Source organism: Streptomyces sp. NPDC005402, assembly GCF_040606575.1.
In the GTDB taxonomy this organism is placed as follows: domain Bacteria; phylum Actinomycetota; class Actinomycetes; order Streptomycetales; family Streptomycetaceae; genus Streptomyces.
In genome coordinates, this window is sequence record NZ_JBEXFB010000035.1 from 17,949 (window position 1) to 31,152 (window position 13,204).

The 13,204-nt window shown below is 67.2% G+C and carries 10 protein-coding genes and 3 pseudogenes; 9 read left to right on the plus strand and 4 right to left on the minus strand.

The window, feature by feature from the left end; all coding sequences use genetic code 11:
- Nucleotides 1-2: 2 nt before the first annotated feature.
- Nucleotides 3-767, minus strand: coding sequence for a transposase family protein (locus tag ABZT02_RS41145; RefSeq protein WP_356027457.1), 765 nt, complete (start codon nt 765-767; stop codon nt 3-5).
- A 225-nt stretch (nt 768-992) separates the two neighbouring features.
- On the opposite strand from ABZT02_RS41145, the gene ABZT02_RS41150 reads away from it, so the two are divergent.
- The 3 genes and pseudogenes from ABZT02_RS41150 to ABZT02_RS41160 all read left to right on the plus strand — a co-directional run bounded on the left by ABZT02_RS41150 (nt 993) and on the right by ABZT02_RS41160 (nt 2,639).
- A complete protein-coding gene (locus ABZT02_RS41150) occupies nt 993-1,742 on the plus strand; it encodes a transposase family protein (protein ID WP_356027460.1) in 750 nt (249 codons plus the stop codon).
- 289 nt (nt 1,743-2,031) lie between these two features.
- A pseudogene (locus ABZT02_RS41155) lies at nt 2,032-2,220 on the plus strand (transposase); the annotation flags it as partial.
- Nucleotides 2,217-2,639, plus strand: a complete 423-nt coding sequence (locus ABZT02_RS41160) for a hypothetical protein (protein ID WP_356027463.1) — start codon at nt 2,217-2,219, stop codon at nt 2,637-2,639. The pseudogene ABZT02_RS41155 and the gene ABZT02_RS41160, both read left to right, overlap by 4 nt.
- A gap of 157 nt (nt 2,640-2,796) precedes the next feature.
- Here the strand turns inward: ABZT02_RS41160 and ABZT02_RS41165 are convergent, their stop codons facing one another.
- Nucleotides 2,797-3,573, minus strand: a complete 777-nt coding sequence (locus ABZT02_RS41165) for an SDR family oxidoreductase (RefSeq protein ID WP_356027465.1) — start codon at nt 3,571-3,573, stop codon at nt 2,797-2,799.
- Between the two features lie 65 nt (nt 3,574-3,638).
- Between ABZT02_RS41165 and ABZT02_RS41170 the strand changes: the two genes are divergently transcribed.
- The 5 genes from ABZT02_RS41170 (at nt 3,639) to ABZT02_RS41190 (ending at nt 9,778) form a co-directional block, all read left to right on the plus strand.
- Complete coding sequence (locus ABZT02_RS41170; RefSeq protein WP_356027467.1) at nt 3,639-4,793, plus strand: cystathionine gamma-synthase; 1,155 nt, start codon at nt 3,639-3,641, stop codon at nt 4,791-4,793.
- A 79-nt stretch (nt 4,794-4,872) separates the two neighbouring features.
- The gene (locus tag ABZT02_RS41175) at nt 4,873-6,069 is read left to right on the plus strand and encodes an amidohydrolase (protein WP_356027470.1); all 1,197 of its coding nucleotides are present in this window, start codon (nt 4,873-4,875) and stop codon (nt 6,067-6,069) included.
- A gap of 148 nt (nt 6,070-6,217) precedes the next feature.
- A complete protein-coding gene (locus ABZT02_RS41180; protein WP_356027472.1) occupies nt 6,218-7,330 on the plus strand; it encodes an aminotransferase class I/II-fold pyridoxal phosphate-dependent enzyme in 1,113 nt (370 codons plus the stop codon).
- A 127-nt stretch (nt 7,331-7,457) separates the two neighbouring features.
- Complete coding sequence (locus ABZT02_RS41185) at nt 7,458-8,930, plus strand: NAD(P)-binding protein (protein ID WP_356027475.1); 1,473 nt, start codon at nt 7,458-7,460, stop codon at nt 8,928-8,930.
- Nucleotides 8,927-9,778: a nitrilase-related carbon-nitrogen hydrolase gene (locus ABZT02_RS41190; protein ID WP_356027477.1), complete on the plus strand. Its 852-nt coding sequence runs from the start codon at nt 8,927-8,929 to the stop codon at nt 9,776-9,778. Before ABZT02_RS41185 ends, ABZT02_RS41190 begins: the two co-directional genes overlap by 4 nt.
- A gap of 6 nt (nt 9,779-9,784) precedes the next feature.
- Here ABZT02_RS41190 and proS read toward each other — a convergent pair.
- A pseudogene (gene proS / locus ABZT02_RS41195) lies at nt 9,785-11,183 on the minus strand (proline--tRNA ligase).
- Nucleotides 11,184-11,246: 63 nt separating this feature from the next.
- Entirely contained in the window at nt 11,247-11,987 is a 741-nt protein-coding gene (locus tag ABZT02_RS41200; RefSeq protein WP_356027480.1) for a PIG-L deacetylase family protein, read from the minus strand.
- Nucleotides 11,988-12,240: 253 nt separating this feature from the next.
- On the opposite strand from ABZT02_RS41200, the pseudogene ABZT02_RS41205 reads away from it, so the two are divergent.
- A pseudogene (locus ABZT02_RS41205) lies at nt 12,241-12,387 on the plus strand (transposase); the annotation flags it as partial.
- Nucleotides 12,388-13,204: the final 817 nt, after the last annotated feature.

The following is a 13,204-nucleotide window of genomic DNA, read 5'->3' on the forward strand; positions in this document are numbered from 1 at the left end:
TCTCAGCCCGTGGCAGTGAGCTGGAGGACCAGGACGGCTTGGACGAGGCTGGTAACCCGAGTCGTCGAGCAGCGGAGTTTGCGGAGGAGGCGCCAGGACTTGAGGGTGGCGATGGCCTGCTCGACGAATGCATGGATCTTCGCGTGGGATCGGTTGACGGCCTGCTGGCCAGTGGAGAGGCTGTCCCATCGGCCGTGGTAAGGGAGACGGACCGTGCAGCCTGCACCCTGGTAGGCCTTGTCTGCCCAGCAGCTGACGCTGGCCTCAGCGAGTGCCTCGATGATGCCGTGCTCGCGCGCGGCCCGGATGTCGTGGACGGCGCCGGCCAAGGCTGGTGAAGCCCCCATCAGACGCCCTTTCGGATCGGCTATGACCTGCACGTTCATGCCGTGCTTCTTGTGTTTGCCCGAGTAGAACGGATGGTCGGCGGCGATTCGGTCGATGGGCAGGAGCGTCCCGTCGAGGATCACATACGCCTTCATCGACGCCGCGCGTACGGCTTCGGCGAGGGTGGGGGCGAGGGCGGCGAGGAGGGTGACGGCCTCGGTGATGTATTGGTAGGCGGTGGTGGTGCCGATCCCGAATCCGGCAGCGAGCTGGGCGTAGGGCTGGCCGTTACGCAGGTGGGCGAGGGTGAGCAGGGCCTGTCGCCCTGCGTTCAGGCGCCGCCATCGGGTTCCGAGAGCACGGCGGTGTTCTTTCAGGCAGGCAGCGAGGAAGCGCAGAGCCGAGCTGGACACGTCGACGCCGGACGGGTAGACAAGCATGCGAAGCCTCTGGTGGAGACGGTTCTCTTGGTCGAAAACCCATCCAGGGGCTTCATCTGTCTGTCAGCCCAACCACCCGCCTGGCAAGTGAGGTTGGAAAGGGCTCATTGAGCGTTTTCAACACGGCCACCGATCGGGTGACGTCGGCGGAGTGCGCAACGCACGAGGCTCCCGTGCCGTTGGGGGAGGTGTTCGAAGTCTCAACCCACAGGCACAGGAGCCGCGTTGGTTATGTATTCTGCCGCACTCGACCTGCCGCACGCCCTGGTCGAGTGGGTCACCATGCTCTTCGTCACCCGCGAGGGTGACCGACGGTGCAAACTCCCACCGCACCAGCGTGCCCTGGGCGCTCTGACGTACCTGCGCAAGCACGACACGCTCGCCCGGATCGCCACCGGCTTCGGTGTCTCAGTGGGCACCGCCCACGCTTACACCGCCGCGGTGATCAGACTGCTGGCAGAGCGTGCACCGGGCCTGCTCAAGGTGCTGCGTGAGACCGATCCGGACTACGTTCTGCTCGACGGCACGCTCGCTGAGTGCCACCGGGTCGGCGACGGCCGGGCCGACTACTCCGCCAAGCATCGCCGACATCGCGTGAACGTGCAGTTGGTGACCGATCCGGATGGCCGGCTGCTGTGGATCTCACCCTCCCTGCCCGGCCGAACGCACGACCTGACCGTGGCCCGCACCCGCCGGATCATCCGGATCTGCGAAAGCCAAGGCATCCCGGTTCTCGCCGACCGCGCCTACATGGGAGCCGGCCCGTGGGTAACGACGCCCGTCAGACGCCCGCCCGGCCGCGGCCTCACGCACACCCAGCAGACCGTCAACCGTGCGCTGTCCGCCGCACGGGCACCGGTTGAGCGCGGCGTCGCACGACTGAAGTCCTGGGGGATCTTCCGTAGGGCGCGCTGCAGCCCGAATCGAATGTCGTCAATCACCGCGGCAGTCCTCACCCTGGAGCGGCTCCGCTGAAAACGCTCATTGCCTCCCATCCGCACTGGTCCGATCGCGCCATCGCCTCGGCGGCGGGCCTGGCAGCCAAGACTGTGGGCGCGATCCGTCGCGCGACCGGGGACATTCCTCAGTTGCGCGCCAGGGTGGGTCGGTCCTCATGTATTCAGCTACGACTGTGATCTGACGCTCCGACAGGAGAAGGGTGCCTTCCACCTGCGATGATCTGGATTGTCTAGATCAAGAACGTCGTGAGGAAGAGACACCCAACAGGTGCAGGTTACCGAATGGGATCACCCCCGCGCAGACCGGGTTCGTTCCCCGGGCCAAGCGGTGGGTCGTGGAACGCGCCTATGGGATCTTGATGCTGCACCGCAGGCTGGTGCGCGACTACGAGCATCTGCCCCGCAGTTCGGAGTCACGGGTGTACTGGGCGATGACCGCGGTGATACTGCGCCGGCTGACCGCGGCGACCGTGCCCGCCTGGCGCACCGCATGACCGGCAGGAAGCTGACCCTCGGCGCGGTGCTGGCACGGCTGGAGGAGCGGGAACGGGAGATCACCGCGCAGGCCGAGACGATACGGGAACAGATCACGCAGCTGACTGCACGGCTCGACGAACTCGGCCGGGCCGCCGAGGAAGTCCGGATCACCCGCAAGACACTGCTGGGGCTGCCCGACCCCGGGCCGCCCGCGCCACCGGCCCCGAAACTGCCGGATCATCCGGCCTACCAGCAGATCATGGCGGTGTTAACCGCCGTCAGCCACCCGCTGCGGGCCCGGCAAGTGAGCGAGGCGATGGACCTGCCGGTCGCGCCCAACAACATCAACAACGTCCGCCTCAAGCTCAAGCGGCTGGCCGACCGCGGAATCCTGACCGAAACCGAGCCAGGCTTGTTCACCCAGCCCCGGCCATAGCCGACCGACATCGCCACGACCTGCCCGCTTGTCTCGCACGAAACGAAGAATCGGGCATCAGGTCTCATACCGCCCTCTCAGAGCGGCACACGAACGAAGACCGCGTGAGCGGGTGTCGACGACCTGAAGTCCTCGGCGATGAAACGGAGTCAACCGCCTACTGGGTGGTCCAGCCGCCGTCGACGACGACCGTCTGCCCGGTCACGTGTCTGGCGGCGTCACTGACAAGCCAATGGACAGCGCCGGTGAAGTCATCGAACGTGGCCTGCCCGGGCAGAGGTTGGTTGCGCGCCAGCCACTGGCGGAACTGTTCGTCCTGGAAGAGCTCGTCGTTGATCTCGCTGCGGAAGAACCCGGGAGCCACGCAGTTGACCCGGATGCCGTTCCGCGCCCATTGCACGGCCAGCTCAGCGGTCAGCCCGGCCAGCCCCTGCTTGCTGGCGGCGTAGGACGCCTGCGGAAAACCAGGGATGCCCACCTGTCCGCTGATCGACGTGACGTTGACGATCGAGCCGCGCCCTGCGGAAGCCATCAATGGGAAGACGTCCTGGCACAACCGGAACGGCGCGACGAGATTGAGGTCCAAGGTGCGTCGGATCGCTTGGATCGGCTCGGCCTCGGCCGGGTCCCTGCTGAAGATGTCGCCCGCAACATTCACCAAAATCGTCGGCGGCCCCAGGGCTCCCGAGACCTGGGAGATGAGCCCGCCGAGCTGGGCGTCGTCCAGCAGATCGCACGGAAAGGCGGTCCCGCCCGTCTCCTGCGCCAGCGCCGCCAGCCGGTCCTGCCTGCGTGCCACGAGGGCCACGCGAGCGCCCGCCGCGGCGAGGGTCCTGGCGACCTCGGCGCCGAGGCCAGAGGAGGCGCCGGTGACTACAGCCACCCGGTCAGTGAGGTCGAAGTTGCGTGACATCGACGGTGCGGAAACAGCCAAGGAAGCAGTCTTTCTCATGGTCAGAGACGGCGACGATCGCCAGTGCCGCAGCTAGGGTACGCGCTATGGATATGAAGTCCCCCACGCCCGGATTCGCAACTCGCGCCATCCACGCCGGCCAGGAGAGCGACCCGCTGACCGGCGCGGTGGTGCCGCCGATCTACGCGGTCTCCACCTATGAGCAGGACGGAGTGGGCGGCCTGCGAGCTGGATACGACTACAGCCGCAGCACCAACCCGACCCGGACCGCGTTAGAGACCTGCCTGGCGTCGCTCGAGGGCGGCGCCCGCGGCCTGGCATTCGCCTCGGGGCAGGCGGCCACCGACGTCCTGCTGCGGACGATCTGCGCACCTGGTGACCACGTGCTGATCCCCAGCGATGTCTACGGGGGCACCTATCGGCTCTTCTCCACTGTGTACGCGCGCTGGGGAGTCGAGTACACGCCGGTGCCGCTGGAGGATCTCGACGCGGTCCGAGCCGCGGTCCGGCCGACGACCAAGCTGATCTGGTGCGAGACTCCGACCAATCCGCTGCTCCGGATTGCCGACATCGCCGCCCTCGCACAGATAGCGCACGACGCGGGGGCGCGTTTGGCTGTGGACAACACGTTCTGCTCGCCTGCTCTGCAGACGCCGCTCGCCCTGGGCGCAGACGTGGTCATGCATTCCACGACCAAGTACCTCGGCGGGCACTCCGACGTGATCGGCGGCGCCCTGGTGGCCCGGGACGCGGAGCAGGGTGACGAGCTGTACTTTCACCAGAACTCGCTCGGCGGAGTGGCCGGCCCGTTCGACGCCTGGTTGGTGCTGCGTGGGATCAAGACCCTCGAGCTCCGGCTCGAGCGGCACTGCGCCAACGCCGCGGCGATCGTCGAGCTGCTCCAGCGGCACCCCCAAGTCACCCAGGTGTACTACCCGGGCCTGCCGGACCACCCGCAGCACGTGGTCGCGGCCAAGCAGATGCGTGGCTTCGGCGGGATGGTCTCGTTCCGGGTGGCCGGCGGGGCCGCCGCTGCGCTCGCAGTGTGCGAGGGGACACAGTTGTTCAAGCTGGCTTACTCACTCGGTGGCGTCGAGTCATTGATCGAGTATCCGGCGAAGATGACTCACGCCGCAGTCAGTGGCTCCTCGCTGGAGGTCCCGGACGACCTGGTCCGGCTCTCGGTCGGTGTCGAGAACATCGAGGACTTGATGGCCGACCTGCGCCAGTCACTCGGATGACCAGCCGCTCGGAGATGTTCCTCGGCCCATCGACATGTCTCTCGTTGGGCCCGCCTGATCGCGACCTGGGAGGCTCGCCGTGAATCGTGCGGGAGAACTGAAGGCCCGCGTGTGCGCCGAGGTGGACGCCTGGGCCGAGGAGCTGGTGAGCATATCCCGGGCGATCCATGCCCACCCAGAGGTCGGGCACCAGGAGGTCTTCGCCCACGACCTGCTCACCGACGCGCTGGAGCGAGGCGGACTGGCCCCCGAGCGCAGCGCCTACGGCCTGGCCACCGCATTCGCAGCACGGGCGGGGAACGACGGACCCACTGTCGCGGTTCTTTGCGAGTACGACGCGCTGCAGGACATCGGGCACGCTTGCGGACACAATGTGATCGCCGCCGCAGGACTGGGGGCCGGGCTCGCGGCCGCCACCGTGGCCGACGAGGCGATCGGCAGACTTCTCGTGTTGGGGACGCCGTGCGAGGAAGCAGCACCTCAGGGCAAGATGACCCTGGCCGAGCGAGGTGCCTTCGCTGGTGTCGACGCCGCCATGATGGTGCACCCGGCCGACGCCGACCTGTGGGAGATGGATACGCTGGCCAGCATCGGCCTCGTGGTCACATACACCGGCCGGGCGGCGCACGCCGCGGCGGCCCCGCAGCACGGACGGAACGCGCTGGACGCCGCGGTCCTGGGGTACAACGCCGTCGCCGCGCTCCGTCAGCACATCGCGCCGGACGAGCGCATCCACGGTGTGTTCACCGAGATGCCCCAGAAGGTCAACGTGGTGCCCGACCGTGTCGTTGCGCGGTGGAGCCTGCGTTCGGCGACGCTGGCCCGCGCCCAGCAGCTGGAAGCACGGGTCATCGCGTGCCTGGAGGGCGGGGCGACGGCCGCCGGGTGCGAGATCCACGTGACGAACCTGGGAGCGACGGAGGAGGTCAGGACCAATCGCGCGCTGACCGCGAGCTACGTCGCCAACATGGCGGCCCTGGGCCGTACCGTCGGTGACCCAGCCGGCGGTGGAGGAACGGTCGGGTCGACCGACATGGGTCACGTCAGCTATCGGATGCCGGTGATCCACCCCCTGATCGCAGTGGCTCCTCCAGGGGTCAAGATCCACGAGGTGGAATTCGCAGCCGCCGCCGCGTCCGAGGCCGCCGGCCAGGCTGTCATCGACGGCGCCAAAGCCATGGCGATGACGATGGTGGATTACTGGACGGATTCGTCCGTGCGCGCGCGGGCCCGGTCGGAGTACGAGTCCACTTTGGCCTGTGGCACCGACAACTGAGAGGGGCCGGGTGGTTGTTGAGGCTCCTTGCGCGTGAACTGCGCGTCACATAAGTTCGCGACCAATGCGCATCCCGCGGTCGGCAACGCGCACCATCTCAGTCGGTCTTCATCGTGAAGTTTATCTATCTTCATCGTGAGGTTTATCTATGACTTTGCCATTTCCTGTTACCGATGCAAGCCGTGTCGACGATCGGGAGCTGCTCTTCGCCGAGCTCGCAGCGCACGACCGGGTCGGCGACGCCCTGATCGAGCGCCCGGGCTGCGTCTTCGTGTCGGACTGGAACGGCGACCACCCCTTCATGGATCAGTTCCTCGGCGATCTCGGCGGGATACCGATCGGCAAGCTGGGTTCGCTCGGGACGTACAGCCGTATGGATGAGGACCTGGAGCTGTCGGACGCCGTCGCCGAGCTGCACGTGCGGCGGTACGGCGAAACCTCCGTCACGGCAGGACGCTGCGTGACGGGGGCCGGCTCGACCAGCTTTCTCACTACGCTGCTGATGTACCAGTTCCTCCAGGGAGTCAAGGAGATTGCCTACCTGCCGCCGGTCTACTACAACGCCGCGTGGTGGATCCGCAAACTCGGGATGAGTGTGCGCCGAGTGGCATCCGACGTCGACTTCTCCGACAGCGCCGAGTTGAGCTTGCCCGAGGGCCGCGGGCTGCTCTGGGTCACCGACCCGGTGTGGTTCGCGGGCGTGCCGCTTCGAGATGCCACCATCGACCGGATCGCCGACTGGCAGCGGCGTACGGGTTCGACGGTCATCGTGGACGGCACATTCCAGTACATGGGGTGGGATGGCGCCACCAAGGAGGCAACTGATCGCCTCGATCCTGACCTGACGTTCCGGTTGGTGTGCCCCACCAAGACCCTGGCGATGCACGGATTCCGCTTCGCCTACGCCATCGTGCCGTCTCAGCATGCGGCCGCGTTCACCGAGCTCCACAAACGACTGCACGGAGCCGCGGGACTGGCGGACCGGCTGTTCGCCCACCGAGCGGTCGAAGTGCTGGGCACGCATGATGGTGCTCTGCCGTTGATGAGCTTTGCGCGCGACCGCTATCGGCAACTGCTGGCCAGCGGTGCTGTGACGGAGGCGGTCGAGCCGGAGTCCGGATTCTTCGTCTTCGGCCGTCCGTCGGTGGATGCCACCACTTACGTGGCGATGGACATCAACTGCTTCGGCGGAGAGGGTTACCCGGGGTTTGTGCGGGTCAACCTCCTGAACCCGGCAGCCGTCTCTCTGCTGACGCGTTGATGATCGCGCGACCATTCTCACCGAGAGTTGCACGCTCGGTGCGCTCGAGCGGGTCGCTGTCCGTGCCGAGCCGTCGGTCCCTCGGGGCCGGCGACGATGCCGGGCCGGGCGCGCGGACGAGGGATCTATGACGGCAGCGGCGGACTCCACCAACTACGAGCTCTGCATCGTCGGTGCCGGGATCGCCGGTCTCAACGCAGCGTTCGTCGCCGGCCGTTACCTGCCCGAGGGCGCGCGGGTGCTATTCCTCGATCGGCACGAGCAGCCGGGTGGCATGTGGAACGACGCCTACTCCTACGTGCGACTGCACCAGCCGTACTCCTTCTTCACGGCCGGCAACATCCCATGGAGCCTGACCGCCGATCGCGGCTACCTCGCGCGAGGAGACGAGGTGCAGGCCCACTTCCGCCACTGCTTCCGCATCATCTCGTGCAATCTCGACATCGACGCACGATGGGGGTCGGAGTACCTGTCGCATGTCGAGGGTCCCGAGGACGTCATGATCCGAGCCCACGATCGCGAAGGGCGGGAGCACACGTTCAGGGCCGCGCGACTCATCCACGCAGCCGGGTTCGACGTATCGGTCAACCCCCCGCTCTCGTTGTCCAGCAAGCAGGTGCGGTCGACCGCACCGCACCTGTTGGCACAGGACGGTCTCCTGTCGTCGGATGACGACGGACCGGTCTGGGTGATCGGGAGTGGCAAGACAGCGATGGACACCGTGCAGGCTCTGGTGGCCGGGTCCGGCCGAAGCATCGGCCTCGTCGCCGGATCGGGGACCTACTTCTTCGACCGCGACAAGCTCTACCCGACCGGCATGCGACGGTGGTGGGGCAGAACTTCGACCAGCGCGATGTATGCCCAGGCGCTACGACGATTCGATGGGACGAACAGCGAAGAGGTCTCCCGCTGGGCACAGTCTCGCTACACCACCAGCCCTGTGCGTGACCCGATCCACAACGTGGGCGCGATACTCTCCCGCACCGAGACCGATGTCGTGCGGAACGGGGTGAGCCGAGTTCTTCGCGATCACCTGATCGACGTCGAAGACACCCTTGCCGGGCCGGTCATGGTGCTGCGCAGCGGTGCCCGCATGTCGATCCCCGACGGCAGCTGGATCGTGAACTGCACCGGCTTCCTCGGCCCACGCGAGGTTGCGCACGAGCCGTATGCGTCGCCGGGGGGACGGATGATGTCGGTCAACCTCACCTCGACCACGACCGGGGTGAGCGGGACGGCCGGATACTTCCTCACCCACCTGATGTTTCTCGACGAGCTGACCACCGTCCCGCTCTATGCGCTGAACTGGTATGAGCTCCGCCGCAGGGCACCGCAAGCGGTCCCGTGGGTTCGTGGGTCGCTGCTCGCCTACAACCTCGGCCTGATCCTCGACGTCGTCCCTAAGTCAGCCCTCCTCGACTACGGCCTTGACACCGAGAGGTGGTTCCCCTGGCCCCGTCGGCTTCGTCGCCGGATCATGAGCCGGGGCGGCCGTGAGCGGACCCGCCAGCACTGTCGCCGGTCCCTCGACAACTTCAGTCGGGCCACCGGGGTCCCTTGTGCGCCGCTCCAGGGGCCGGCACAGGAGACCATCCGATGACGTCGGTCGTGGTTGCCTGCTGTCAGCTCGCACCCGTGGCAGGGGCGAACACCCTGAATCGTGGACGTACAGAAGCAGCAGTGCGGACAGCGGTGGCGAACGGGGCGTCCGTCGTCGTGCTGCCCGAGCTGGTTTCCAGTGGACACGTGGTCGAAGACAATCGGGAGGCGTTTGCCTGCGCTGAGTCGGCCGAGGGTCCAACTGTGAGCTCATGGGTCCGATTGGCGGCCGAGCTCGATGTCGTCGTCGTCGGTGGGTTCTGCGAAGTGTCGCAGGGACAGTTGTTCAACAGTGCCGCCCTGGTCGACGTACAAGGGCTCCGCGCGGTGTATCGGAAGGCTCATCTGTGGGACAGCGAGGTCAACTGCTTCGCGAGCGGCGACGCAGAACCGCCGGTCGTCGACACCCGGTTCGGGCGGATAGCCACGATGGTCTGCTACGACCTGGACTTTCCTGAGTGGGTGAGGCTGGCGGCACTCAGAGGCGCTCAACTGCTGTGCGCACCCACGAACTGGCCACAAGGGCCTCTGGCGGTCGGCGCGATGCCGATGGAGATCGTGCGGATCCAGGCAAGTGCTTCGGTGAACCGGTTGTTCATCGCTGCCTGTGACAGAGCTGGGTCCGAGCGCGGGATGAGCTGGGTAGGTGCCTCCACCATCGTCGACGTCAACGGGTGGCCACTCGCCTCCGCCTGGACGCCGGGCGGATCGATACCGACCATCACGTACGCTGCCTGCGACCTCGAACGCGCATCGACCAAGGACGTGGGGCCACGCAACAACGTCCACACGGATCGTCGGCCGTCGCTCTACCACGGCCTGGTCGTCGGACCCGGTAGCCGGGAGTGACCCTCATTAGGCGCGACTGGGGATCGCGAGCATGCCCGGTTCGTCGTCATCCGGCACGCTCCCGTCCGCACCGATGAGACAGCGGACCGTGACGCCCAGTGCGTTCGCCTTCGCTTCGCCCTCGACCCCGACGATGTCCCACGAGACACGCGCACATCCCGACGCTGCGGCCTCGATGGCCTCGTCGAGCGTGGACACGTCAACCGTATGTGCCTCGCGGTTTGCCAGCGCCTCGGTGTAGAGCGCCTAATGCTCGGCGTCGAGGACAGCGGTCACCTTGGACGCGACCTCTTCCAGGGCGAGCTGTTCCTTCGTGGCACCGATGCGCGTCACCACGGTCGCCTGACCGGCCGCCAGATCGCGGGGACCGATCTCGACCCGGAGGAGTAGCCCTTCAGCTCGGCATCGACGGCCCGGCGGCCGAAGGGCGTGTCTACCCCGTCGTCCAGCCCGACGCGGAGGCCCGCGTCACGCAGTGAGTCCCGCATCTTGTGTGCAGCGGCCATGACCTCGTCACCGGCCGTCACAGCCACTACGAGCACTTGGATGGGGGCAAGGCGGGGCGGCACCCGCAGGCCGTCGTCGTCCCCCTGACACATGATCATGCCGCCGACCATGCGTGAGGAGGTCCCCACGACGTGGTCTTGCAGTACTGCCGATGGCCCGCCGCGTTGGTGAACCTGATGTCGAAGGCACGGGAGAAGTTCTCAGTGCACTCACGCAGGGTGCCCATCTGAAGGGCCTTGCCGTCGCGCATCATGCCCTCGAGCGCGTAGGTGGTAGTCGCCCCAGCGAAACGCTCCCGCGCCGTCTTGCGGCCGACGACCACCGGGATCGCGAGCACGTTCTCCATGAAGTCCCGGTAGACATCGTGCAGGATCATGCGGGCGAACGCCCGAGCGTCATCGAAGTCGACGTGGGCGGTGTGCCCCTCTTGCCAGAGGAACTCCGAGGTCCTCAGGAAGATGCGCGGCCGCTTTTTTCCAACGCACCACGTTGGCCCACTGATTGAGCAGCAGCGGAAGGTCGCGATGGCTCGAGATCCACTTGGACATGTACTCACCGAACAGCGTCTCGCTGGTCGGGCGGATCACGACAGGATCGGACAGCGCTTTGCCGCCGGCGTGCGTCACCAGCGTGAGCTCCGGGTTGAAGCCCTCGACATGGTCTGCTTCGCGCGCGAAGTACTCCTCCGGGACGAACAACGGGAAGTAGGCGTTGTGCGCGCCGACCGCCTTGATGCGCCCGTCGACCTCATCCACCATGCGCTCCCACAGCGCATAGCCCGTCGGCCGAATCACCATCGTCCCGCGCACCGGCCCGTTGTCGGAAAGCTCCGCCTTGCTGATGACGTCCTGGTATCAGCGGGGGAGTCCTCGGCCTGCCGAGTGCGTACGTGCGCCAGGGTCGGAACCCGATCGCCGCTCGGGTTCGAGCAGGGACGTAGGGCGCGCCACACGCGCTCGCGTCAAGCGGTGTGGACGACGTGGAAGGCCTCTACGAGTCGCCCTTCGGGCAGCTCGAACCGCTCGGCCGTGAGCCTCATCCACTCGGTGATGTACGTCTCCACGTCGATGTGGGCGACCTGTGAGACATGACTGTTGAGCGCTGCCACCTTGAGCCCGACGACGTCGGTGACATCCACAGTGTGGTCGGCACGCGCGGTGCCGTAGAGCCACACCTCGTTCGCCGTCCACGCCTCGAGCCCCTCATCGCCCAGCAGCTCCGGGAAGGCGAACGGATTGCGGGCGTCGGGGTACACCGCGCGCAGCGTCGCCTCACCGGCCGCCATGTGGTCGGGGTGTGAGTTGTCGATCCACTCCCAGTTCCGCTCGGGCGAGCTGGTGACGACCCGCTGCGGCCGGACCTCCCGAATAACCCGCGCGATGTCGCGGCGCAGGTCCAGGCTCGGCTCCAGCAGGCCGTCCGGGTACCCGAGGAACCTCACGTCGGTCACGCCGACAGCGGCCGCCGCGGCGCGCTGCTCGGCCCGGCGCAGCGGTCCGATCTCCTCGCGCGGCACCTTCTCGTCGAAGCCGCCGGCATCGCCGTCGGTGAGGATGCAGTAGGTGACCTTGGTGCCAGCCGAGGTCCACGTCGCCACGGTGCCCGCACTGCCGAAGTCGAGGTCATCTGGGTGCGCGGCCACGCACAGCGCGCGCTCGACGTGCTCAGCTGGCCCGGCAGGGCGCTGGAAAAGGTTGCTCACCCTTCGGAGCCTACCGGGAGTGAAGGGCGTTCTCCCGAGTGCCGGGCCCCGGATGAGGCAACCACGGCCCCAACGTCCTGGGATGCCGATCAGTGGGCCTGCCCGATCGGCTCACTGTCGCCGGGACAAGCCCTGCACCGTCCTACGGCCACCGGAGCTCCTCAGGCAGAGCCGATCGAGCCCCAGGGCCCGGATGTCGACCGGGGGTCCGCTCTGGCGCCGGACCGGCAGCGCGTGCACCTCTCCTGGCGTCCACCGCCGGGCACGGGCACGAGTCGAACACGCCCTGTCCCGGCTGAAGAACTGGAAGATCCTGCGGGACTGCCGGCTCAAGGGCAACCGCGTTCACCAGGCCATGCTCGGCATCGCCCGGCTACACAACCTGGCCCTCACCGGATAGCTCACGCCCCCTACGGGACAACCTCTAGCTGCCATAGATCGAGTACTACAACATTGAACGCCGCCACAGCGCGATCGGAGGCCAGCCCCCAATCATCCGACTGCTACCAACCCGATGGCCGGGTACAACTCGATGGGCGGATATCGGTTGGGCGCTCATGGCGTCCACACGGCAATCCGCGCCGAGTGCACTTCAAGCCACGGATGGTGCGTCAGCTGACGACAGCGACACCTCAGGTCGCTGAATGGACCTCATCAAAAGCGCCTTGGCTGCCGAGCGTGGCGGTGGGCGTGACGACGATGCTCTTGCGCACGTTGCGGGCCAGGAACCCGTCGGCGGCCCCCGGTCGGATCGGCTCGCCGTGCATGCCTAGCCGGGACAGGTCATCGCATCGAAGGCCTCCTCGTACGTGCCGATTCGCCCGGCGGGCGAGAAGGGTGTCGGAGCGCTCGCCCGTCTGGGCATATCGCCCGTAAACCGTGGCGACGAACTTGAGGCGGGCGATGTAGCGCTGGTCAGTCTCGACCGCCCGCAGGACTCGGGGATGACGGTGACAACGTCGCCGCCTGCTGCCACCACCGCGTCGGCGACGTACGTAACCTACGCGCAGGGAGGGACCCCGGGACGATCCCCATCAGGCCGACCGAGCCATTGCCCTAGACGCGAGGCCGATGCCGCGCTCGGCGGACGCACCCCCGACGCTCTCGGCGCTACGCCGGGTCGGTCCCGGGTGCGACCCGCAAAAGACACTCAGGTTCGTCAGCTCCAAAGGCTTGATCCTGCCGGCGAGGTGCGAGACGCCTCACGCGAGGGTCGA

What these genes read in the sequence shown, in the direction of transcription:
- ABZT02_RS41145 (WP_356027457.1), bottom strand. Translation starts at nt 767, where the DNA reads ATGCTTGTCTACCCGTCCGGCGTCGACGTGTCCAGCTCGGCTCTGCGC.
- ABZT02_RS41180 (WP_356027472.1), top strand. Translation starts at nt 6,218, where the DNA reads ATGACTTTGCCATTTCCTGTTACCGATGCAAGCCGTGTCGACGATCGG.
- ABZT02_RS41170 (WP_356027467.1), top strand. Translation starts at nt 3,639, where the DNA reads ATGGATATGAAGTCCCCCACGCCCGGATTCGCAACTCGCGCCATCCAC.
- ABZT02_RS41160 (WP_356027463.1), top strand. Translation starts at nt 2,217, where the DNA reads ATGACCGGCAGGAAGCTGACCCTCGGCGCGGTGCTGGCACGGCTGGAG.
- ABZT02_RS41185 (WP_356027475.1), top strand. Translation starts at nt 7,458, where the DNA reads ATGACGGCAGCGGCGGACTCCACCAACTACGAGCTCTGCATCGTCGGT.
- ABZT02_RS41190 (WP_356027477.1), top strand. Translation starts at nt 8,927, where the DNA reads ATGACGTCGGTCGTGGTTGCCTGCTGTCAGCTCGCACCCGTGGCAGGG.